This is a genomic window from Acinetobacter sp. YH12132, from assembly GCF_013418645.1.
In the GTDB taxonomy this organism is placed as follows: Bacteria; Pseudomonadota; Gammaproteobacteria; order Pseudomonadales; family Moraxellaceae; genus Acinetobacter; species Acinetobacter indicus.
Window position 1 is genome coordinate 1 of the sequence record NZ_VPBR01000022.1, and the last position, 19,947, is coordinate 19,947.

At 45.4% G+C, this 19,947-nt stretch carries 24 protein-coding genes and 1 rRNA gene; 16 read left to right on the forward strand and 9 right to left on the reverse strand.

What is annotated here, in order from left to right:
• Positions 1–197: 197 nt before the first annotated feature.
• Positions 198–752 carry an oligoribonuclease gene (orn, locus tag FTU67_RS13335; protein ID WP_005182297.1) on the reverse strand — a complete coding sequence of 185 codons (555 nt, stop codon included), beginning with the start codon at positions 750–752 and terminating at the stop codon, positions 198–200.
• Between the two features lie 125 nt (positions 753–877).
• On the opposite strand from orn, the gene rsgA reads away from it, so the two are divergent.
• The 4 genes from rsgA to secB all read left to right on the forward strand — a co-directional run bounded on the left by rsgA (position 878) and on the right by secB (position 3,217).
• A complete protein-coding gene (gene rsgA, locus FTU67_RS13340) occupies positions 878–1,936 on the forward strand; it encodes a small ribosomal subunit biogenesis GTPase RsgA (RefSeq protein WP_104989110.1) in 1,059 nt (352 codons plus the stop codon).
• A 96-nt stretch (positions 1,937–2,032) separates the two neighbouring features.
• Positions 2,033–2,440, forward strand: coding sequence for a rhodanese-like domain-containing protein (locus tag FTU67_RS13345; protein WP_005182291.1), 408 nt, complete (start codon positions 2,033–2,035; stop codon positions 2,438–2,440).
• 20 nt (positions 2,441–2,460) lie between these two features.
• Positions 2,461–2,718 (forward strand): glutaredoxin 3, encoded by a 258-nt coding sequence (gene grxC, locus FTU67_RS13350; RefSeq protein WP_005182284.1) that lies wholly within the window; start codon positions 2,461–2,463, stop codon positions 2,716–2,718.
• 40 nt (positions 2,719–2,758) lie between these two features.
• Positions 2,759–3,217 (forward strand): protein-export chaperone SecB, encoded by a 459-nt coding sequence (secB, locus tag FTU67_RS13355; protein ID WP_005182282.1) that lies wholly within the window; start codon positions 2,759–2,761, stop codon positions 3,215–3,217.
• Between the two features lie 73 nt (positions 3,218–3,290).
• On the opposite strand, the gene coaBC is transcribed toward secB, so the two are convergent.
• On the reverse strand, positions 3,291–4,565 hold the full coding sequence (gene coaBC / locus FTU67_RS13360; RefSeq protein ID WP_180061879.1) for a bifunctional phosphopantothenoylcysteine decarboxylase/phosphopantothenate--cysteine ligase CoaBC: 1,275 nt from the start codon (positions 4,563–4,565) through the stop codon (positions 3,291–3,293).
• Positions 4,566–4,678: 113 nt separating this feature from the next.
• Between coaBC and radC the strand changes: the two genes are divergently transcribed.
• The 3 genes from radC (at position 4,679) to FTU67_RS13375 (ending at position 7,446) form a co-directional block, all read left to right on the forward strand.
• The gene (gene radC, locus FTU67_RS13365; RefSeq protein ID WP_005182279.1) at positions 4,679–5,374 is read left to right on the forward strand and encodes a DNA repair protein RadC; all 696 of its coding nucleotides are present in this window, start codon (positions 4,679–4,681) and stop codon (positions 5,372–5,374) included.
• Between the two features lie 70 nt (positions 5,375–5,444).
• Positions 5,445–6,356, forward strand: a complete 912-nt coding sequence (locus tag FTU67_RS13370) for a bestrophin family protein (protein WP_005182277.1) — start codon at positions 5,445–5,447, stop codon at positions 6,354–6,356.
• A 67-nt stretch (positions 6,357–6,423) separates the two neighbouring features.
• Positions 6,424–7,446 carry a hypothetical protein gene (locus tag FTU67_RS13375; protein WP_159123092.1) on the forward strand — a complete coding sequence of 341 codons (1,023 nt, stop codon included), beginning with the start codon at positions 6,424–6,426 and terminating at the stop codon, positions 7,444–7,446.
• A 2-nt stretch (positions 7,447–7,448) separates the two neighbouring features.
• Here FTU67_RS13375 and FTU67_RS13380 read toward each other — a convergent pair whose 3' ends face one another.
• Positions 7,449–8,300, reverse strand: a complete 852-nt coding sequence (locus FTU67_RS13380) for a PHP domain-containing protein (protein ID WP_180061880.1) — start codon at positions 8,298–8,300, stop codon at positions 7,449–7,451.
• 44 nt (positions 8,301–8,344) lie between these two features.
• Here FTU67_RS13380 and FTU67_RS13385 point away from each other — a divergent pair, with 44 nt between their 5' ends.
• The 4 genes from FTU67_RS13385 to mnmC are packed head-to-tail and all read left to right on the forward strand — an operon-like array spanning position 8,345 to position 11,686.
• Positions 8,345–8,956: a septation protein IspZ gene (locus tag FTU67_RS13385; RefSeq protein WP_075175311.1), complete on the forward strand. Its 612-nt coding sequence runs from the start codon at positions 8,345–8,347 to the stop codon at positions 8,954–8,956.
• A 31-nt stretch (positions 8,957–8,987) separates the two neighbouring features.
• On the forward strand, positions 8,988–9,290 hold the full coding sequence (locus FTU67_RS13390; protein WP_005182271.1) for a YciI family protein: 303 nt from the start codon (positions 8,988–8,990) through the stop codon (positions 9,288–9,290).
• A 5-nt stretch (positions 9,291–9,295) separates the two neighbouring features.
• Positions 9,296–9,778 carry a hypothetical protein gene (locus FTU67_RS13395; protein ID WP_180061881.1) on the forward strand — a complete coding sequence of 161 codons (483 nt, stop codon included), beginning with the start codon at positions 9,296–9,298 and terminating at the stop codon, positions 9,776–9,778.
• Between the two features lie 30 nt (positions 9,779–9,808).
• Positions 9,809–11,686 carry an FAD-dependent 5-carboxymethylaminomethyl-2-thiouridine(34) oxidoreductase MnmC gene (gene mnmC / locus FTU67_RS13400; RefSeq protein WP_180061883.1) on the forward strand — a complete coding sequence of 626 codons (1,878 nt, stop codon included), beginning with the start codon at positions 9,809–9,811 and terminating at the stop codon, positions 11,684–11,686.
• A gap of 187 nt (positions 11,687–11,873) precedes the next feature.
• Here mnmC and FTU67_RS13405 read toward each other — a convergent pair whose 3' ends face one another.
• The gene (locus FTU67_RS13405) at positions 11,874–12,188 is read right to left on the reverse strand and encodes a rhodanese-like domain-containing protein (protein ID WP_005182260.1); all 315 of its coding nucleotides are present in this window, start codon (positions 12,186–12,188) and stop codon (positions 11,874–11,876) included.
• A 91-nt stretch (positions 12,189–12,279) separates the two neighbouring features.
• On the opposite strand from FTU67_RS13405, the gene FTU67_RS13410 reads away from it, so the two are divergent.
• Together FTU67_RS13410 and FTU67_RS13415 are read left to right on the forward strand one after the other, a co-directional pair.
• Entirely contained in the window at positions 12,280–12,768 is a 489-nt protein-coding gene (locus tag FTU67_RS13410) for a YajQ family cyclic di-GMP-binding protein (protein ID WP_180061882.1), read from the forward strand.
• A gap of 28 nt (positions 12,769–12,796) precedes the next feature.
• Positions 12,797–13,303 (forward strand): DUF4442 domain-containing protein, encoded by a 507-nt coding sequence (locus FTU67_RS13415; protein ID WP_075168314.1) that lies wholly within the window; start codon positions 12,797–12,799, stop codon positions 13,301–13,303.
• A gap of 65 nt (positions 13,304–13,368) precedes the next feature.
• Here the strand turns inward: FTU67_RS13415 and FTU67_RS13420 are convergent, their stop codons facing one another.
• From FTU67_RS13420 to FTU67_RS13430, 3 genes are all read right to left on the reverse strand, one after another.
• Positions 13,369–13,737: an acyl-CoA thioesterase gene (locus FTU67_RS13420; RefSeq protein WP_171525181.1), complete on the reverse strand. Its 369-nt coding sequence runs from the start codon at positions 13,735–13,737 to the stop codon at positions 13,369–13,371.
• A 71-nt stretch (positions 13,738–13,808) separates the two neighbouring features.
• Complete coding sequence (trxC, locus tag FTU67_RS13425; RefSeq protein WP_016659552.1) at positions 13,809–14,240, reverse strand: thioredoxin TrxC; 432 nt, start codon at positions 14,238–14,240, stop codon at positions 13,809–13,811.
• Positions 14,241–15,137 (reverse strand): alpha/beta hydrolase, encoded by an 897-nt coding sequence (locus FTU67_RS13430; protein ID WP_005182237.1) that lies wholly within the window; start codon positions 15,135–15,137, stop codon positions 14,241–14,243.
• Between the two features lie 124 nt (positions 15,138–15,261).
• On the opposite strand from FTU67_RS13430, the gene FTU67_RS13435 reads away from it, so the two are divergent.
• Together FTU67_RS13435 and FTU67_RS13440 are read left to right on the forward strand one after the other, a co-directional pair.
• Complete coding sequence (locus tag FTU67_RS13435; protein WP_005182227.1) at positions 15,262–15,597, forward strand: TIGR01244 family sulfur transferase; 336 nt, start codon at positions 15,262–15,264, stop codon at positions 15,595–15,597.
• The gene (locus tag FTU67_RS13440) at positions 15,590–16,012 is read left to right on the forward strand and encodes a beta-lactamase hydrolase domain-containing protein (RefSeq protein WP_034598149.1); all 423 of its coding nucleotides are present in this window, start codon (positions 15,590–15,592) and stop codon (positions 16,010–16,012) included. Before FTU67_RS13435 ends, FTU67_RS13440 begins: the two co-directional genes overlap by 8 nt.
• A 149-nt stretch (positions 16,013–16,161) precedes the next feature.
• Here the strand turns inward: FTU67_RS13440 and FTU67_RS13445 are convergent, their stop codons facing one another.
• Positions 16,162–18,156, reverse strand: a complete 1,995-nt coding sequence (locus FTU67_RS13445; protein ID WP_180007028.1) for a hypothetical protein — start codon at positions 18,154–18,156, stop codon at positions 16,162–16,164.
• A gap of 162 nt (positions 18,157–18,318) precedes the next feature.
• On the opposite strand from FTU67_RS13445, the gene FTU67_RS13450 reads away from it, so the two are divergent.
• Positions 18,319–19,707 (forward strand): dihydrolipoyl dehydrogenase, encoded by a 1,389-nt coding sequence (locus FTU67_RS13450; protein ID WP_180057755.1) that lies wholly within the window; start codon positions 18,319–18,321, stop codon positions 19,705–19,707.
• Positions 19,708–19,825: 118 nt separating this feature from the next.
• On the opposite strand, the gene rrf is transcribed toward FTU67_RS13450, so the two are convergent.
• A 5S ribosomal RNA gene (gene rrf, locus FTU67_RS13455) occupies positions 19,826–19,940 on the reverse strand.
• Positions 19,941–19,947: the final 7 nt, after the last annotated feature.

A 19,947-nucleotide genomic window follows, 5' to 3' on the forward strand; every position in this document is an offset into this window, starting at 1 on the left:
AATTCAAGTGAATTTGTTTGAAAGAAGAACTTTAAAAGCTTTATTTTCACCCGATAAAATACCCATAAAACAAGAGGAAGCTCAAATGAGCTTCCTCTTGTGAAAAATTGTGGGACAGCAATGGCCCAAAGCCTCTTCTTAAGCGCTGTGGATACGCTAGTCCCCACAGTGCAAATAGATGGATGATGAACAGATACTTATTTATTCATAATAAAGAAATATTCACGATAGTATTTCAGCTCGGCAATCGAGTCACGGATATCATCCATGGCCAGGTGAGAGGCATTTTTCTTTAAGCCGCTCATGATTTCCGGACGCCAGCGTTTGGCCAGTTCTTTAACAGAAGATACATCCAGATTACGGTAATGGAAGAACTGCTCCAGCTCCGGCATTAACCGGTGTAAAAAGCGTCGGTCCTGACAGATCGAGTTACCGCACATCGGCGAAGTTTTTGGATTGACCCATTTTTTCAGGAATTCCAAGGTTTGCTGCTCGGCATCCTGCGCGCTCAGTTTACTGCGACGTACACGCTCAATTAGCCCCGACTGACCATGCTGACGCGTGTTCCATTCATCCATGGCATTTAAAATACGATCTGATTGATGCACGGCCAGTACCGGACCTTCCGCCAGAATATTTAAATGATCGTCTGTCACAATGGTGGCAATTTCAATAATCTGATCATTATCGGTATCTAAACCTGTCATTTCCAGGTCAATCCAAATTAAGCGGGTATCAGGCGTGCTGCTCATAAATGTGCAATCTTATTCGTCTTAAAAACGGCTATAGTAGCAAATTTCTGTGTTCTTGGGTGTCATTCTGCCCGTGCTTCATGCTATTTTTGCACTCCAGATTTCATGGTTTTTTTAGGATATGAATGGCTTTAATTCGTAAGCGTCGCCTGACTGAACAGCAACAACGCCGCATTCAGAAACAGCAGCAAACCCGGCAGGAAGAGATAGACAGCTCCAATGATCTGGAAGGTCTGGTGGTGCAGCATTATGGACGCCAGCTGGAAGTACAAGCCCTCTCCGTGCCGGAGCAGCATCCTGAAAAACCCGTGGTGGCCGAAGGTGAACCTGAACCGTTCTGGAAACCGATTGAACTGGGCAGCATCTGGCGCTGTCATACCCGTACCAACCTGGAATTACTGGTTACCGGTGACCGGGTTAAATGGCAGGCCGATCCAAATACCGGTCTGGGCATTATTAGCGCCATCCATCCGCGCCAGTCTTTGCTCACGCGCCCGGACCGTTACCACAAAGTTAAACCGGTAGCCGCCAATATCTCATTGATTGTGATTGTGTTTGCACCGCTGCCAGAACCGGCACCGGGTCTGATTGACCGCTATCTGGTGGCCTGTGCCGATGCCAATATTCCGGCGCTGCTGATCCTGAACAAATCCGACCTACTTACCGAAAATGATCCGATTCTGGATTTACTGCAAGAATACCGCAATTTGGGTTATGAAGTGATGCAGACCCAGTCTGATGCAGATCTGACCGAACTGTCCAACCGTTTAAAAAATGAAACTGTGGCCTTTGTCGGTCAGTCTGGCGTGGGTAAAAGCACCCTGATTAATGCCATCGTGCCGGAAGCGGCGCAGAAAACCAATATCATCTCAGAAAACTCGGCCCTGGGGCAGCACACCACCACCTCCACCCGCTTAATTCCGTTTGGTGAAGGTTCGGCGCTTATTGACTCACCGGGCATCCGTGAATTTGGCCTGTGGCATTTGACGACTGAAAAAATCCAGCAGGGTTTTCCGGAAATTGAAAATCTGCTCGGTCACTGTCAATTCCGTAACTGTACCCATAAGCACGAAAAGCAATGTGCCTTGCGTCAGGCAGCAGCAGCAGGTGAGATTTTAACGCGCCGGCTCGACAGTTATTTACGTCTGATTGATGAAGTCAACGAAGCTCAGCAAAAAAATTAGTTTAATTGCAGCCCGACCCTTGAAGCGGTGATTTTGATCACCATATTTATAGGCTATACTCTGTGACAATTTTTGAAATTGTAATTTAGGTGACTTGTGGAACGTTGGTTCGAGTTTATGGGGAATCACCCCTTCTTGTTTGGAACACTGGCAGTTTTGGTGGTTTTATTCTTCATTTTGGAAGGCCAACGTAACGGGCGTAAAATTTCCCCACAATCTTTAGGGATTCTGGTGAAAGCCAAAAATGCCATGCTGATTGATTTACGTGATGCCAAAGACTTCCGTGAAGGCCATATCAGCGGCAGCCGCAACATTCCTTACAGCAAAATTTCAAGCCATATTGAAGAGTTAAAAACCGCTGACCGTCCATTGGTGTTTATCTGCAATTTAGGTCAAATTGCCGGCACTGCCCTGCAACAGGTAGGCCACGCAGATAGCTATCGTCTGGATGGTGGGATCAGTAACTGGAAAGCACAAGGCTTACCTTTAGTAAAAAGCAAATAATCCGCTTGAGGAGATTAGCAATGGCTGAAGTAACGATTTATTCAACAACTGTATGTCCATATTGCGTACGTGCAAAACAGCTTCTTGAGCGTAAAGGCGTTGTCTATAAAGAAATCAATTTATCCAACGAAGCACCAGAAGTCCGCACTGAACTGATGCAGCGCACCAACCATCGTACTGTTCCACAAATTTTTATTAATGAGCAGTTCATTGGTGGTTTCGACCAACTTTACGCCCTTGAGCGTGAAGGCAAACTCGATGACTTACTGGCGTCATAATTTCAATTAATTTTCTGTTCATATTTTTAAGGAATAAATAATGAGTGAACAACAACAAGCTCAACCACAATTGGCATTAGAGCGTATTTATACAAAAGATATTTCTTTTGAAGTTCCAGGGGCACAAGTATTTACCAAAGAATGGCAGCCTGAACTGAATATCAATCTGTCGTCTTCTGCAGAAAAGATTGATCCAACCCACTTTGAAGTGTCTTTAAAAGTTGTTGTTCAAGCCAACAATGCCGGTGATACAGCATTTATTGTAGATGTCACTCAAGCAGGTATTTTCCTGATTGATGGCGTAGAAGAAGAACGTCTGCCATATATTCTGGGTGCCTACTGCCCGAACATCCTGTTCCCATTCTTGCGTGAAGCAGTGAATGATATGGTTACCAAAGGCAGCTTCCCGCAATTGCTGTTAACGCCAATCAACTTCGATGCTGAATTTGAAGCCAACATGCAACGCGCACAAGCCGCTGCTGCAGAAGGTCAGGCTTAATTGTATTCAGGCATTTAAGTCCAACACGAAAAAGCCCTGCACTTGCAGGGCTTTTTTATTTGTTCTGACAAGATCAGAAGGCTTCATCCTGCGCCGGATCATGGTGCAAGGCATCATGAATGGCTTCGACCAGCTGCTGGGCAATTTCCTGCTTGGAGGCTTTTTCCAGATCGCGTTTTGGCAGATGATAGCCTTCAGCAAAGAACACCGTCATGGCATTTTCATCAGAGGCAAAGCCGATATCTGCACGGGACACATCATTGCAGGCAATCATATCCAGCTTTTTCGCCACCAGTTTGCCGGCCGCATATTCTTCCACATTGCGCGTTTCAGCGGCAAAGCCGACCATAAACGGACGTTTGTCCTGCTGCGCGATAGTCGCCACAATATCCGGATTCTTGATTAAGGCGATATCCAGTTCATCTCCGGATTTTTTGATTTTGTGTTCTGCAACTTCAGCCACGCGATAATCGGCAACCGCCGCGGTGGCAATAAACACATCACAGCCTTCATCCAGCAACTGCATACTGGTGTCCAGCATCTGCACGGCTGAAGATACATTAATACGGCGGACCCCGTTTGGTGTATCCAGACTGACCGGCCCGGCAATCAGCGTAACTTTGGCGCCAGCTGCATAGCAGGCTGCTGCCAGGGCAAAGCCCATTTTTCCAGTACTATGATTGGAAATATAACGTACCGGATCAATCGCTTCACGGGTTGGCCCGGCGGTAATCACCACATGCTTGCTGGCCAGTAAGCCAAATTTTTCAGCAATCGCACGCTGCGCTTTATGGAAATAATCGGTGACCTGACGCGCTAGCTCTTCCGGCTCAGGCATACGGCCCAGACCGACATCACCACAGGCTTGTGAGCCGGATTCCGGCATAATCACATGCACGCCATCGTCTACCAGCGTCGCCAGATTGCGCTGCGTAGCTTTGGCCGCCCACATCTGCTGATTCATGGCCGGTGTCACCCAGACCGGGGCACTGGTGGCCAGATATAAAGTCGATAACAAGTCATCTGCCAGACCGGCGGCAAATTTGGCCAGGGTGTCACAGCTGGCCGGTGCAATCAGCACCAGATCGGCCCAGCGTGCCAGTTCAATATGCCCCATGCCGGCCTCGGCTTCCGGGTCCAGCAACTGGGTATGCACCGGATTGCCCGACAACGCCTGAAAGGTCAGCGGTGTAATAAAGGCTTGTGCCCCTTCGGTCATCACCACCCGGACGTTAAAGCCAGCGTCCTTTAAACGGCGAACCAGAATGGCACTTTTGTAGGCGGCAATACCGCCAGTAATACCCACAATAATATTTTTATTAGGAATGACACTTAAATCAAAACTCACGAACAGCTTACCTTTCTGTTGCAGTGGGGCTCACAATAGCATTAAATATTGTCATTCCCAAGACATGTCTGGGCGAAATCCATAACAATTCATCACCAATAAGTCTAATAACAATGAACTTCAGTATTAAACATTGGCCGGAACAGGAGCGTCCGCGTGAACGCCTGATCCAGTACGGCGCGCACAGTCTTTCCGATGCCGAACTGCTGGCTATTTTCCTGCGCTCCGGCTCCCAGCAGTACTCTGCCGTTGAACTGGCCCGTCATTTATTACAGGCCTTTGGCAGCCTGAATGCGGTACTCGATGCCGCCCTGCCCGATTTAAGCCAGTTTCATGGCATGGGTCCAAGTAAATACAGCCAGCTGATGGCGGTCAAGGAATTGGGCCGGCGCTATACCGCCCAGCATTTGCAGCAGGACAAACTGGAACTCAGCTCCTCCCGGCTGCTACTGGACTATTTACGCTTTGAACTGCTCGGTGAAACTCAGGAAGTATTTGCAGTATTGTGCCTGGATGCGCAGCTGCGCAAAATCTGTTTTAAGAAACTGTTTTTTGGCGCGCTCAATTCATGTGAAATTTCGATCAACCAGCTGCTACGCTTTGCCATCCAGAAAAACACTACGGCGCTGGTGATCAGTCATAATCATCCTCAGGGACAGCCACAGCCCTCACCGGCCGATTTACAATTGACCCAGCGCATCCAGCAGGCCTGCCAGCTGGTTGATATCCGCCTGATTGATCATTGTATTATTGCTCCCGAAGGCAGTTTTTCCTTTGCTGAACATCAACTCATCAAGTCGACATTTTAAGCAGCGCAACATATTGACAAAAACCCGGCCAGCACAGAAGATCATGAAAAACTTAAGCTGATTCCCAGACATGATTGTACGTGACCAACCGAGCGTATTTAGGCTGTTATTTTCCTGGCGAGGTACCATCTTACCGAAGGTGTTACCACCTTTGGGCGTGGTCATGTTGCTGTCGGCGATTGTCGGCGGCCTGTCCTATGTCGGGTATTTTCACTTCTCTGATTTCCCCCTGATCGGCTTTACCTTAATTGGGGTGGTGCTGTCGATTTTCCTTGGCTTTAAAAATTCGGCCTGTTATGACCGCTGGTGGGAAGCTCGCAAACTGTGGGGCATGTTAATTGCCAATGCGCGCCATTTTGACCGCGACTGCCGGATGCTGGCCCAAGGCCGCCGGGAACGGGTGATTCAGCATGTGATTGTGTTTGCCAATGTGTTGCGTGACCGTCTGCGCCATCAAACTGCCAATCCGACTGAACTGGTAGAAACCAGCGGTATGAGCCAGCAGGCCGTAACCCAGCTGTATCAACAGGCCAATGCGCCGCAATATACCCTCAGCCTGATTCAATGGGAACTGATGCAGGCCCTAAAAGAAGGTGAAATTTCCGATATTATTTACAGCCAGATGAACCAGCATGTGATGGAACTCAGCCTGGTGCAAACCGGTTGTGACCGGATTGCCACCACCCCGCTGCCGTTTGCCTATTCGGTATTGCTAAACCGTACCGTGTACTTTTTCTGCTTTATGCTGCCGTTTAGCTTGGGCTCGACGCTGGGGCTGGCGACACCACTACTGGTCGGGATTCTGGCTTATACCTTCTTGGGGTTGGACGCCCTAAGCTCGGAAATTGAAGAGCCATTTGGTACGCAAAGTAATGACTTGCCTTTAGATGCGATGGTGCGCACCATTGAAATCGAATTACTCTCGACTTTGGGGAAACCGACACCACCACCAATTCAGGCACAAGATAATAATTTGCTATAATTTATAAATAAATGCCTCAGAATTAGCATTTTGAGGTTCTAATTTTTATCTAAAAATTCAAAAAAATATGAAATTAAAACAAAAAATTCAACAAGCGGTGCCTCAACCCATTGTTCGACCATGGTTGGCTTTAGCACTATTTTTACTTTGTGCCATCTTGGCTTTTATAGTGAGTTCATTAGTCCAATCAGAACTTTTTCTCGATCTTCAACGTAGGCCTGTTTTCCATATTTTATTTAGTCTATGTGTTCCCCTCTTTCTGTTTCAGGATCGAGGAATAAATTTAAAGTTTCCTTTTTTTATACAAAAATATTTGATCGATCCTCAACTCAAAAAAGATATGACTGAGCAAGCAGTCCAACATTCACAAGCAATTATTCTGGCTCAACGTACTATTCGTGCAAAATGGTGGCAGGTGAAACAGCCACAGTTATTATTACAACTGCCCAATCATGATCAAGGCATCTGGTTTAATGTAGATTTAAAACAGGTTTTTAATCTTTCGCCTTTTTTTACACTTCAAGTCAAATTAAGTGATGCGATGATTGGGCAACTGATCGATATACATTTTTTGACACGCTCTCATGTAATCATCCAGTTATTTGAAATTTCCCAAAATAATGATTTTTCAATATTCATTGGCACAGAAGTTGGAGCACAAAGAGGACTAGGGAGATTAGAAAAAATCCCATCGGCGCTTATGCTCGACTTATCCCGAATTACACACATAGAAGCCTTGAGAACCTGTCCAGAAAGTCATGACTTACAGTTAACCACAGGTTATGGTAAAACTTATCTCATTCATTCTCATGCAAAATACTTTAAACAATTGGAACTCGCCTTATCCTCACGCATTGATGTGATTGCCTATCGTAAGTTCAAACTTGATCTCAAGATTGATCATCTGTTCATTTCAAAAAAACATCCAAACTTTTATCGAAATTTAGTCCTGACTTCCATCATGCTGTATATCGTCATCATGACTTTAATCACTTCTGAATGGGCCTTATTACTTGTTAATGTCCTCATTCTGCATTTGATGTATAAATTCGCCCAAGATCTTAAAACTGATCCATTCATCAAGATTTAGAATTAACAAAAACTCTCCCAAATCCCGACCTGCCCCGGTTTCAGGCTGGGAATATTGCCCAGTTTCATCCATGGCATATTTTCACCATGAAAATCGCTACCGATCGAGACTTTTAAGCCATGCTCGGCAATCATCCGGTCCACCATCTGCCGGGTAGAACTTGGATCAATCGCCGGCGGCAACTCGACGGCATCTCCACCAAATTTGGCAAAAATTTCAATCAGGTAACGGATATTGGTCGCCGACAGATCATAACGGGTCGGATGCGCCAGCACCGCAAAACCGCCACTGGCATGAATCACCTGAATAGTTTCCTCCAAGCCCAAGCCTTCAAATTTCACATAGGCTTTTTTGCCTTCTTTAATGTATTTATCAAAGGCCTGCTGCGGCCGACTAACATAGCCTTTTTCCACCAGGGTTTTGGCAATATGGGTACGGGTCACCCGATCCGGGACATTATCTACCTTGGCAATCACATCGGTATAAATATCTTCACCAATCAGCGGAATCAGCAGCTCGCAAATCTGTTTGGAGCGCGCAGCACGAATATTTTTTTGCTGGGCCAGTAGTGCCGCCATCGGCGCCGGATTTTGCATATTCAAGGCCACAATATGCACAGCATAGCTTTTTTTGGTCGCCGGACGTGACCACTGGCTGGAAATTTCCACGCCAGATATGAGCTTAATCCCGTGATTTTTCGCTGCTTTCTGAGCCAGTGCAATTCCATCCATGCTGTCATGATCAGTCAATGCCAGCGTATGGATCGACAGTTCAGCTGCTGCTGCAATCAATTGCTGCGGACTTAAAGTTCCATCAGAAATATTGCTATGTGTATGTAAATCTACGCCGTGCATCTCTATACTATGACATTTATTTGATCAGATTTAGATACTCTAACATGAAAGCACTTTTAGACTTTGTGCCACTCATTATTTTCTTTTATTTATATAAAACTGTAGATCCAAAAGATACCCACCATCCTTTGCTGCAAATGATCGGCTCTGCTGGTGGTGTGGATAACAATAATATTCTTGTAGCCACCACTGGTCTGATCATTTCCATGTTAGTGGTGTATGGCGCATTATTTGTCTCTCAAAAATTCCGTTTAGACAAACAGCAGTGGATTGTGCTGTTTATGACCGTGATTTTTGGTGGTATTACCCTGATGCTGAGCGATGACTTCTATATTCGCCTGAAAGCTGTGTTGCTGAATCTGGTCTTTGCTGGCGCCTTCCTGCTGTCGCCGTGGTTCAGCAAAGATCGCAAGCCGTTAATCCAGCGTCTGTTTGGACCAGTGTTTAATTTAAGCGACAAAGGCTGGCTGAAACTGAACTATGCCTGGGTCGGGATGTTTCTGCTAATGTCCTTCCTGCACGGTTTCTTTGCCTATATCTTTATGGGTGGAAAATACTGGGGAGAATTCACTGCTTTTGGTGACATGATTGTGATGTTTTCCTTTATCATTATTCAGTTTATTGTATTGCGTAAATACTTTAAAACTGCCGAATAAATCCTTCAGTCCGCTTGAGCGAGAATACCTTATGCCTTTATTTGTGGTGACCTGTACCGATAACGAAGGAACCGTCGAAAAACGTCTGGCCATTCGTCCGCAACATCTTGAACGTCTGCAACAGCTGGATGATGAAGGCCGTCTGATTGTCGCCGGTGCGATGCCGAAAGATCCGGCCAATCCGCAAGCGGGCTTTTATGGCAGTACCATTATTGTCGATTTTGATTCTCGTGAAGCCCTTGATGCCTGGCTGCAAGATGAGCCATTCCTGAAAGCAGGCGTCTATGGCCAGATTGAAGTCAAACCTTTTAATAAAGCATTTCCTAAAGGATAAGCTGCATGCGCGTTGTTGTCCCGAGTCTACTGGGTCTATCCTTCTTCTGTTCTGCACTGTGGGCCGTTGAACCGGCTGTACCCGCTGCTATAAATACCACGGCTCAAGTCACGCCAGCGGTCGCAACGCCAGACAAACCGGCGATTATACCGGCTGTGGCCACCACCACAGCGCCGGCAACGGCCAACCAGCCGCTGACCGCTGAGCAGCTAGCCAAGAATAAAGCGGCACAGGAAGCTAAAATCAAGGCGCTGGTCAAAGATCAGGAAAGCCGCCTGCAACAGCTGGAAAAAGCCAATCTGGAAGCACTGGCGCAAAACCAGGAACTGCAGTTGAAAAATGACAATCTGGGTGTACAGGTTCAGGTCTTACAAAGTGAACGTAGCGCACAGATGTTTCTTTACGGCGCTGCCACGCTGGCTGTCGGCGTATTGCTGGGCTTTTTGGTGGCCAGCTATGTGTATACCAAACGTCGCCGTCAGTGGTAATGTTCTGCTTCATTAAAGGTAATCTGGGTGTTGTCTAATCGCATTCAAACCGCCGATCTCGATTGGCAACATATTGAGGGCATTGATGTCCCGGTATCGAAACAGTTTGGGGATGTCTACTTTTCCAAGGACAATGGCCTGCTGGAAACCCGGCATGTGTTTTTAAACGGTAATGACCTGTCCGAGCGTCTGGCAGCCCTGCAAGATTATGAATATTTCTGTGTCGGAGAAACCGGCTTCGGCACTGGCCTGAATATTCTGGCCTTATGGCAACTGTGGCAACAGGTGCGTCCGAATAATCACAGCCATTTACATGCCATTTCGGTGGAGAAATTTCCGCTTTCCAAAGCCGATTTAATTCGCGCCTTAAATGCCTGGCCGGAACTAAAACCTCTGGCCGATCAGCTGATTGCCCAGTACCCATTACCACTGGCCGGCTGTCATCGCCTGTCGTTTCCGGAGCAGCGTTTTTCTATCGACCTTTGGCTCGGTGATGCGCACGATGTCTTTCCGATGATGGCCAAAACCACACAGGTCAATGCCTGGTTTTTAGATGGCTTTGCGCCCTCCTGCAATCCGGATATGTGGGAAGAACAGGTGCTCAATCATATTATTCGCCTGTCAGATGTCGGCACTACCTTCGCTTCCTTTAGTGTAGCCGGGGTGTTAAAGCGAGGTTTAAGACAGCACGGGATTCATATTTCCCGGCCGCGCGGGTTTGGCCATAAACGCGAAATGCTAAAAGGCATCTGGTTAGCGCCAGAAGAACCGCTTAGCCCAGAACGGGAAACTGAACCAGCAACCTCAGTTCCTTCGACCTCTGCACAGCAACGGCATATTGCCATTATTGGTACCGGTATTGCCGGTTTAAGCATAGCTTGGGCTTTTGCCCAGCGTGGCCATCTAGTTTCTCTGTATGATCAAAGCGCGCCACTGGCGGGTGGCTCAGGTAATCCGCTAGCCCTGCTCAATCCCAAGCTGTGTGCTATTGAACAGAGCCATACCCATTTAATGACCCTGGCCTGGCAACATGCCTTAAATCATTATGCAAAGTTTCAGGCCTTCCGCCCGATTCAGGTCAATCAGCTTGGGCTAAAAAATCCGGAACAGCTGCTGGCACTGGCCGATCAATATCCGCCAGGTATTCTGGAAAAAGATTTAGACGCACAGCTGCGATCAGAATTTCCTGCCCTGCGTCTGCTACAGGCTGGCGCGGTGTCGCCACATCAACTGTGTGCGGAGATTCTGGCGCATGAGCGGATTCAATATCAGCAGGCCAAAATCACCCAGATTCACCCGACAGATCGACCGGAACTGTTCAGTGACAACCAATCTCTGGGCCAGTTTGATCATGTCTTTGTCTGCACAGCCCGTGAATCTGGCCAGTTTTTTGAACATTATCCGCTGTTAAAACCGATTCGGGGTCAGGTCAGTTGGCTGAAGAATACCCAGCAACCGCTGCGTTTAGATAGCGCCTATAGTTATGGCGGTTACTGTATGCAGCTCGATGCAGAGCAGTTGATTTTAGGCGCGTCTTTTTATCCGGGTCGGGATGATGCCGAAGTCTTACGAGAAGATCATGAACATAATCTGGTGCTGATCCGTAGCGTCTTCCCCGACTATGCGGACACCCTGCCTGATCCACACAGCTGGCAAGGCCGTGCGTCAATCCGTGCGCAAAGTCAGGATTATTTCCCGCTGCTTGGAGCACTTGAAACCGGACAGCAAGTCTATAGCCTGACTGGACTCGGTTCCAAAGGTTTTCTGTTTGCACCGCTATGCAGTGAAATTCTGGCCGCACAGATTTTAAATGAGGCCTGCCCGGTACCGATGCAGGTACTGGAGAAACTTAACATCCGCCGTTTTCAAAAGAAAGCCAAAGCCAAGAAACCGTATTTTAAGGCCTAAGCTAAAAACGTTGTATAGATCGAGAATGATGGCCCGGTTTAGTTTGAAAGATCAGGCTTAGTGTGGAAGTCGAGGAGAGCATTTATTTTCTTCATTTTAAATGCTTGATCATGTGAGAGAGTATTCTGATCTTTTTTAGTCAATGATAAACAGTGTTCATAAAAAAGCGCCTGACGGCGCTTTTTGATTATTGCCCTTGAACCAAAGGCAAACCAGCATCACGTGCAGCACGGGTACCGCCCATCAGCACCACATATTCACGTGAGCTGTCCAGCTCTTCTAACAATTCAGCCGCACGCGGCGCTTTGCTGCCACCGCCACATAAGATGTAAATCGGTTGATCCGCTGACACCTGAGTCAAGCTATCTGCTGACAAGTTGGCAATTGGCTGATTGACTGCGCCTTGAATATGCGCTTCAGCATAAGCACTTGCATCACGGACATCCCAGATGATTGCATTTTCTGGGAACTCAAATGTTGTAATTTCTTGCTTACGGATCATTGTGCACTCCTTTGATGTAAACAACACTTGGCAAATGAAGAAAACATCCCTAGCATCTCAGATATTCTTTCCATTTGTAAAGGTCTAAACTATGCCATCTTTCGATATTGTTTCAGAATTAGAAATTTTTGAAGTAAATCATGCAGTTCAGAATACTCAAAAAGAAATCGCAACACGTTTCGATTTCCGTGGTCAAGATGTTTCTATCGAACTGAATGAGAAAGCCAAAGAGATCAAAATCAAAACCGAAAGTGATTTCCAATGTGAGCAAGTATATACCATGCTGGAGAATCATTTTTATAAACGTAAGATTGATGTGCAGGCGCTAGACCCGCAAAAAGCCACGGCCTCAGGTAAAAACGTGATTCAGATGGTGAAGCTCAAAGATGGTCTTGACTCTGATACCGCGAAAAAAATTAATAAAGCCATTAAAGAAAGCGGCATTAAAGTGCAATCTTCTATTCAGGGCGACAAAATCCGTGTGACGGATAAAAAACGCGACACCTTGCAGCAAGTGATGGCGTTTTTAAAAGAACAGCAATTTGGCCTGCCACTGCAATTTAACAACTTCAAAGATTAAGCTCTTTGCTCCCGCATAGGAATCGATCATGGCACAAGCGAATCGTTTAGCAAAATTAGTCAAAGCGACAGCAAAATTTCCACAGGTGATTCGCACCACTTTGTGGAGCAAAGCCTTTGGCCGGATCGTGCCTATGGTGGGAACAGCCAAATTAAAATATCTTGAGGTCAGCCCGGCCAAAGTGGTGGTGAAAATTGACAATCACAAGGCCATGCAAAACCATATTGGCCAGGTACATGCCTGTGCTATGGCGCTAATTGCAGAAACTGCCACCGGCTTTGTCACCGGCATGAATGTGCCCGATCACTCGATTGTGTTAATTAAAAGCTTTAAAGTTGATTTTAAACGCCCGACCCAAGGCGCCATGACCGCAGTCGCAACGCTGAGTGCAGAACAGCAGCACTTGATGCAACACACCGAAAAAGGTGAAACGCTGGTTGCAGTCGAAGTGACCGATGAATCGGGTGAAGCACCAATTCAATGTGAAATGCTCTGGGCCTGGGTCAGTAAAGATCAGCTTAAAAAAGCCCGTTAACCCGCTTTAAACCATAAAAAAACCCCAGTTTCAGAACTGGGATTTTTGATCTTTGAGTGCACAAATTATACAGCTTGCGATTCCAGATACTTCTGCTTCACTTCCTCGGAAATCTGACGCTTGTTGCCTTTGACATCTACCGCGACAAAGGTAAAGACGCCTTCGGTAACGCGTTTTGCTGCACGTGAACTGTCATGGCTGTCCCAGACTTCAATCTGCATCTGAATTGAGGTATTGCCCAGTTTCAGGATTTTGGTATAGCAGCTGATCACATCACCCACTTTCACAGGCACCAGAAAGGTCATCTGGTTAATGGCAATGGTGGCACAGCGACCTTGGGTAAAACGCTCGGCATGAATTGCCCCGGCCAAGTCCATCTGCGAAACAATCCAGCCCCCGAACACATCTCCACTCCAGTTGGTATCGGCAGGCATAGCAATGGTTTGAAGAGAGAGCGTCCCTTCCGGTTTTAGTTGAGAATCTGACACATTCGCTCCGGGCGTGATTAAGGGTTTGAAGTTAAGTGCTGATCTAACCACTGTTTCAGTTCGGTCGATCTTAATGCGCCGCTTATTCTAGCAATTTCGGTGGTCTTATTCATCAACACCAGCGTGGGAATACTGCGCACATTAAAAGCACTGCTTAAACGCGGATTTTCTTCAGTATTAATTTTGGCAAAAATTACTTGCGGATATTGCGCCGCAACCTGGGCAAAATGCGGCGCCATCATCTTGCAGGGTCCACACCACTCTGCCCACAGGTCGATCAGGATTGGCAAATCACTGTGCTGGATAAACTGGCTAAAATTCTGCTCATTCAGGTCAATCGGCGCCAGTGGAATTAAAGCCTGATGACATTGTCCGCATGTTGGATGGGCAGTTAGCTTATCCTCCGGAACACGGTTTTTGGCACTACAGGCTGGACAGACAACAATCATTTAGCTTACTCCAATATGCTGATGTAGAAATTCTAATTGAGTCTTGACGGCTTTTTCAAAATATTGGCCATGATAAACATCAAAATGCTGCATATCCCATTCATGATATTGCACATAAGGCGCAATATTGGTGGCTGTTTCACGACTCGATTCAATCGGGATCAGGCTGTCGCGTTTGGCGGCAATAAACAGCACCGGAATATTAATCTGGCGCACATCCTGAATCGGCCGATAACGGATCAGATGAAACAGCGCCCGTGCCGGAATCTCGCCACTCCAGTAAAAATCTGGATGTAAAATCGACAGATAACCTTCATAACTATCCGCCGTCGGTAAGAAACACAGCCCTTTCGGATCAACTACCGGCAAGGTTTTTGGCATTAAGCCGACTTTAGCGCCCATATAATCCTGACTGGAAATTTTTAAGGCACGTGGCAGCTGCTGAATCGGATACAGCTTGGCACTGGCCGCACCATCCACAAATGGCACCTGCACCATCACCGCTTTTAAATGGTTTAACTGCGAAGCCAAAGTTAAAACATAGCCGCCACTTAGCGCTGTACCCCACAGGATAATCCGCCGCCCATCCACCGATTGCCGTTCCTGTACATGTGAAATCATGGTACGCCAGTCATCCAGCTGCCGCGACAACGACACCAGCTCCCGCGGACGCCCGGTACTGCCGCCCCAATAGCGATAATCAAACAGCACCACCGCATAACCGGCGCGGGCAAAGCGTTTGGCATATTGCACCAGCTTGAACTGACGCAGGCCGGCCAGACCATGCGCCATTAAAATCACGGCTGGTTTAGTGGAAGTTTTTGGCAGGTAAAAATCGGCAGCAATGACCTCCTGACCGCTTTTGACATAGAGAGGCTCGACAGTATAGGCATGCATGGCTGCTCCAGTGCGTTGTTTTATGGTTGTAATCGTTTATAAATATTTCAGAACAATCTGCGCGAAAATCTGGCTAGTGGTATTATAGAGCATAATATTCAGATATGGATGATGGAGTGGCATTATGAGTGAGCATGTTGGCTTTGCAGGTCAAATTGGCCCGGAACACGTAACCCAAGTGGTTGAAAAAGGCTTTAAATCAATTATTAACAACCGTCCAGACATGGAAGGTGGCCCGGAACAACCGACCAGCGCACAAATTGAAGATGCAGCGCGTAATGCAGGGTTAGATTATGTCTATCAACCGGTGGTGGCTGGGCAAATTACCGAGTTGGATGTCCGTACCTTTGCCAATCACTTTAATGAATTACCAAAACCGGTTCTGATGTTCTGCCGTACCGGCAACCGCTCAAATAACTTATATCAACTGGCCAAACAAATGGACCTGTTAGATGACTAAATCGTTGTGGATAGGGATGGTTTTGGCGCTCTCAATGACCACGACCTCCCTATGCGTTGCTGCCAGTGATTTTAGCCGTGCGTTAAATGCCAATCTTAGTGTTTCTGGGCAAATGACACCTGAGAAATTTAAGATCTTGCTGCAAGATGGGTTTAAATCGGTGATTGTAAACCGCCCTGATCAGGAAGCAGGTAACACGGTGAAAGTGAATCAATTACGTGACATTGCCGAGAAATCCCGGGTTAGCGTGATTTATCAACCCGTAAGCAGCGGTGCAATTTCTCAGGCCGATGTGCAGGAGTTTGCGAAGTACTATAACGAACTGCCGAAACCGATTTTAATGGTCTGTCGTAGTGGTTCACGTTCGGCAGCCCTATTTAATCAGGCAAAAAATCAGGGGTTATTACATGAATAAAATCTGGATCATGCTGATTTGTGCATGTGTACTGGCAGGTTGTAGCTCTATGGATGTCCGCCCAACGGTGGGGGTGAGTGTGGGGACCTCTTTATAGTTTCTATTTAAACTCCCATAAAAAACAGCGCCGAGGCGCTGTTTTTTTGGTTTTAAAAAAGTTTGAACTCATCTTTAGTGATTTTGCCGTTGGGAGCTGTGACTGACAAAATCAGACTATCGCCAGTACCACACCCTTTTAAACGATATGAATAATTTACTTGACTACTATTTACAAAAGTACTTGGTGTTAATAAATTAAACACAGAAGCTACAGTTGGATTTCCACTCCACAATTCTGCCGTGCAAGATAATTCGTTCTTATCTGTATTATCTTCCGCAACTACATCAACTGTTGTCCCTGTTGGCATTGGTACAGATCTAAGAGTATTACCAAATAGTTTAAAACTAAAATTCGTCTTGTCTGAATTAATATTAGCAGAGGTAACAGTAGGTGTATCATCACTAAATGCAAAAACTAACTGTTCTCTTATGACCGCTTCTAAGCCAGTATTACAAGTCCCTGCTATATTAGGTTGTTTGAAAGTACTTGGGGCACATGTAGCTCCAGTAGCTCCTCGCTTATATAAAAACTCACCTAAAGCTGCTTCAAAAATAGTATTTTCGTTATCGTCTCTAAAGAAATCACCAATATTACTTACTAGTTCATCAATACCAGCTGTATACCGATTGTCAGAATCTTTATCAATATATTGCTTATCACCTTCAACAAAGGCAAGAACTGTTACCCGATTATCTAATGGGCGTGGATTTTGGGTTTGAAGAGTAACTGAACACTCACCATCTGCAGTAGAACAATTTGGCGTAATGCTCCCACCTTCAGAAACGAAACTAATCACCGTGCCATTTGGAACTTTATTACCTACCCGGTCTCTTAAACGTGCTGTAATTGTAGCTTTATCTCCATCCACATCCCATTGTAGTGAATTTTTACTAACAGCTAGACTTAAACCATTTTGTGAAACACGTCCAGTTGCTACGGAAACACTTTTAGTCAAAGCAAAAATAGTTGGATCTGAAACAAGAGTAGCTTTTATTTCTATAGGACCAGGCAAACTACCAGGATAAAGATTTAATACTACTTTTCCTGCGGCATCTGATTTAATTATCTTGCTTTCTGTATTTCCTAATGAAACAAAGCTTAAATCATGAGGAGCATTAATTAATTCAACACGAACATCTTGGTCTTTTGCTGGAACGTTATCAGCATAAACCGTAAATTCCACTTGCCCCGCAGTTGAAGATCCGCTATTAACTGTGCCAAGCTTAATTTCATTTGAGGTATAAACTAATGAATTTGCTTTAATTGATTTAACAGTAATATTGACTGTACTTGATATCGCACCATTATTTGCCAATGCAGAAATTACTTGTGGACCAGTACATAATTGTCCGCCTGAAGAAATAGCAATATATTTGGTTTCTACCATACCTTGATTTGATAACACTGAATTATTTTCAAAGGTGCCACAATTAGCAGAAAAATTAACCTGAACATTACTTTGAATAGCATTACTTACAGGATCTACAGTTTTTAATGTAATAGTCGAGGAACCACCAGCATCAATTTCATTTGGTACTGCTGTTAAATCTAATAATTTAGTTTTAAAAGGCTCTATTGAAAAATACAAATCATTTGATTTAGCAGTTTTTTCATTACTTTCTGCAGAAGCTGATAATTTATAACTACCTGTATCTTTTGAATCTAAAGGTTTTACAGAAATATTCGCAATACCGTCTAAATTAGTGATAACTGCGCCATTTGAAGTACCGAAAATAACATTCTCACCAGTAAATGTAACTAAAGCTCCACTAACAGGTTGACCATTCTGATCAGTAACTTTTACTGTAGCCAATACCCCTGCACTAGTTATAATGGCAGTATTCAAATTATTAGTATCTATTAGTTTTACATCAGAGATATTCAAAGCTGATAAAGTTGGCTGTTGAATACCATTAGAATTTTCTGGTTTAACTTGAGAAGTGCCACCACCATAATAACCATCACTCCCACCACCTCCACAGCCGGTCAATAAAACTGCTAAAGCAACTGCTGAGAACTTTAAACTAATTTCTTTGTTTTTCACCGAATTATTCCCCCCTAAATCCCTCAAAACAACGAGTTGGTCAAATATATAATTAATATTATCAGATATGTAACCATAGTTACTGCTTTATGTAAATGAAAGGATGATAAATGTTTTACTTGTGTTAGCCTAAAATTATTTATTACGTGAAGTTATCTACACATGTACGATCTCATCATTATTGGTGCAGGCACAGCAGGAATCACTGCTTATCAAGAAGCCATCAAGCACACACAAAATATTCTTATTATTAATGACGGTTCCTGGGACACCACCTGTGCCCGAGTGGGCTGTATGCCCAGTAAAGTGCTGATTTCTGCTGCACATCGCCTACATGATTTACACGAGGCAAATAAAGTCGGTCTCAACATCAAAGCACAGGTCGATACCACACAGGTGATGCCGCATGTCCGCGCTTTGCGTGACCATTTCACTCAAGCCACTTTAAAAGAAGTCGAAAGCTGGGATGCACAACACAAAATTCAAGGCAAGGCAGAGTTTATTGATGCTCAAACCGTACAGGTGAACCAACAGCAATATCAGGCCAAAGCCTTTATTCTGGCTGTCGGCTCTACCCCAACCTATGACGCTGAATGGAAGCAGCAGCTCGGTGAACGACTGATTACCTCAGATCAAATCTTTGAACTAGACGCCATCCCTAAATCTTTAGCCGTGATTGGCAGTGGTGTCATTGCACTGGAGCTGGCTCAAGCCATGCAAAGGTTGGGCTGTGATACGACAATATTCGCACGAAGCCGTCGTGTTGGTGCCCTGACCAGCCCTGATCTGCAACAACTCGCCCAAGAACTTCTCAGCAATGAATTAAAGATTAAGTTTGAAGTCTTACCGCAAAAAGTGGAAAAGGTAGGCAATCAGGTCAAGCTTGAGTTTAGCGAGCAAGGTCAAACGCAGCACCTTATGGTTGATTACGTATTGGTGGCCACCGGCCGTCGTAGTCATTTAGATTCGCTGAATCTACAACAGATTGACTCTCAATTTGGTAATCTTAAAGAGCTACCGATTGATCCACAAACCAAACAACTGGGAAATTACCCAATTTTTGTGGTTGGTGATGCGCATACTTCTACCCCCATTCAGCATGAAGCAGCCCATGAAGGCCGAGGTGCAGTGCATAACTGCCTTAATTATCCAAAACTGAAGAGTTTAAAAGACTTAACACCGCTGAGTATTGTGTTTAGTCAACCGGAAATGGCAATTGCTGGCCAAAGCTATAAACAGCTTAAAAACAAGAACATCGACTTTGTGATTGGAAAGGTTTCTTATGAGCGCCAAGGTCGGGCGATGGTTCTGGCTAAAAATAAAGGCGCTGTCGAAATTTATATTGATAAACGTACACGCCAGTTATTAGGCGCAGAACTCTTTGTAAAATCTGCCGAACATTTTGCCCATACTTTTGCCTGGCTGATTGATGAAGGGGTAACGTTAGATGAACTTCTTGCTAAGCCTTTCTATCATCCGACGCTTGAAGAAGGTTTAAGAACGGCTTTAAAACATGCTCGCCGACAGTTGAGAAATCAAGAGGAAGGTTAATCTTCTCTATTTTTCTCATTTCACTGTCATTTTGATTCTACTTATCTTTATTTCCCACACAAATTTCCCGCATAAAAAAATCCCCCTGCTGTTTAAGCTAGGGGGATTTTGAATAATGAGCTGGCGATGACTTACTCTCACATGGGTAACCCCACACTACCATCAGCGCTAAGAGGTTTCACTTCTGAGTTCGGGAAGGGATCAGGTGGTTCACTCTTGCTATTGTCGCCAGCACAACTG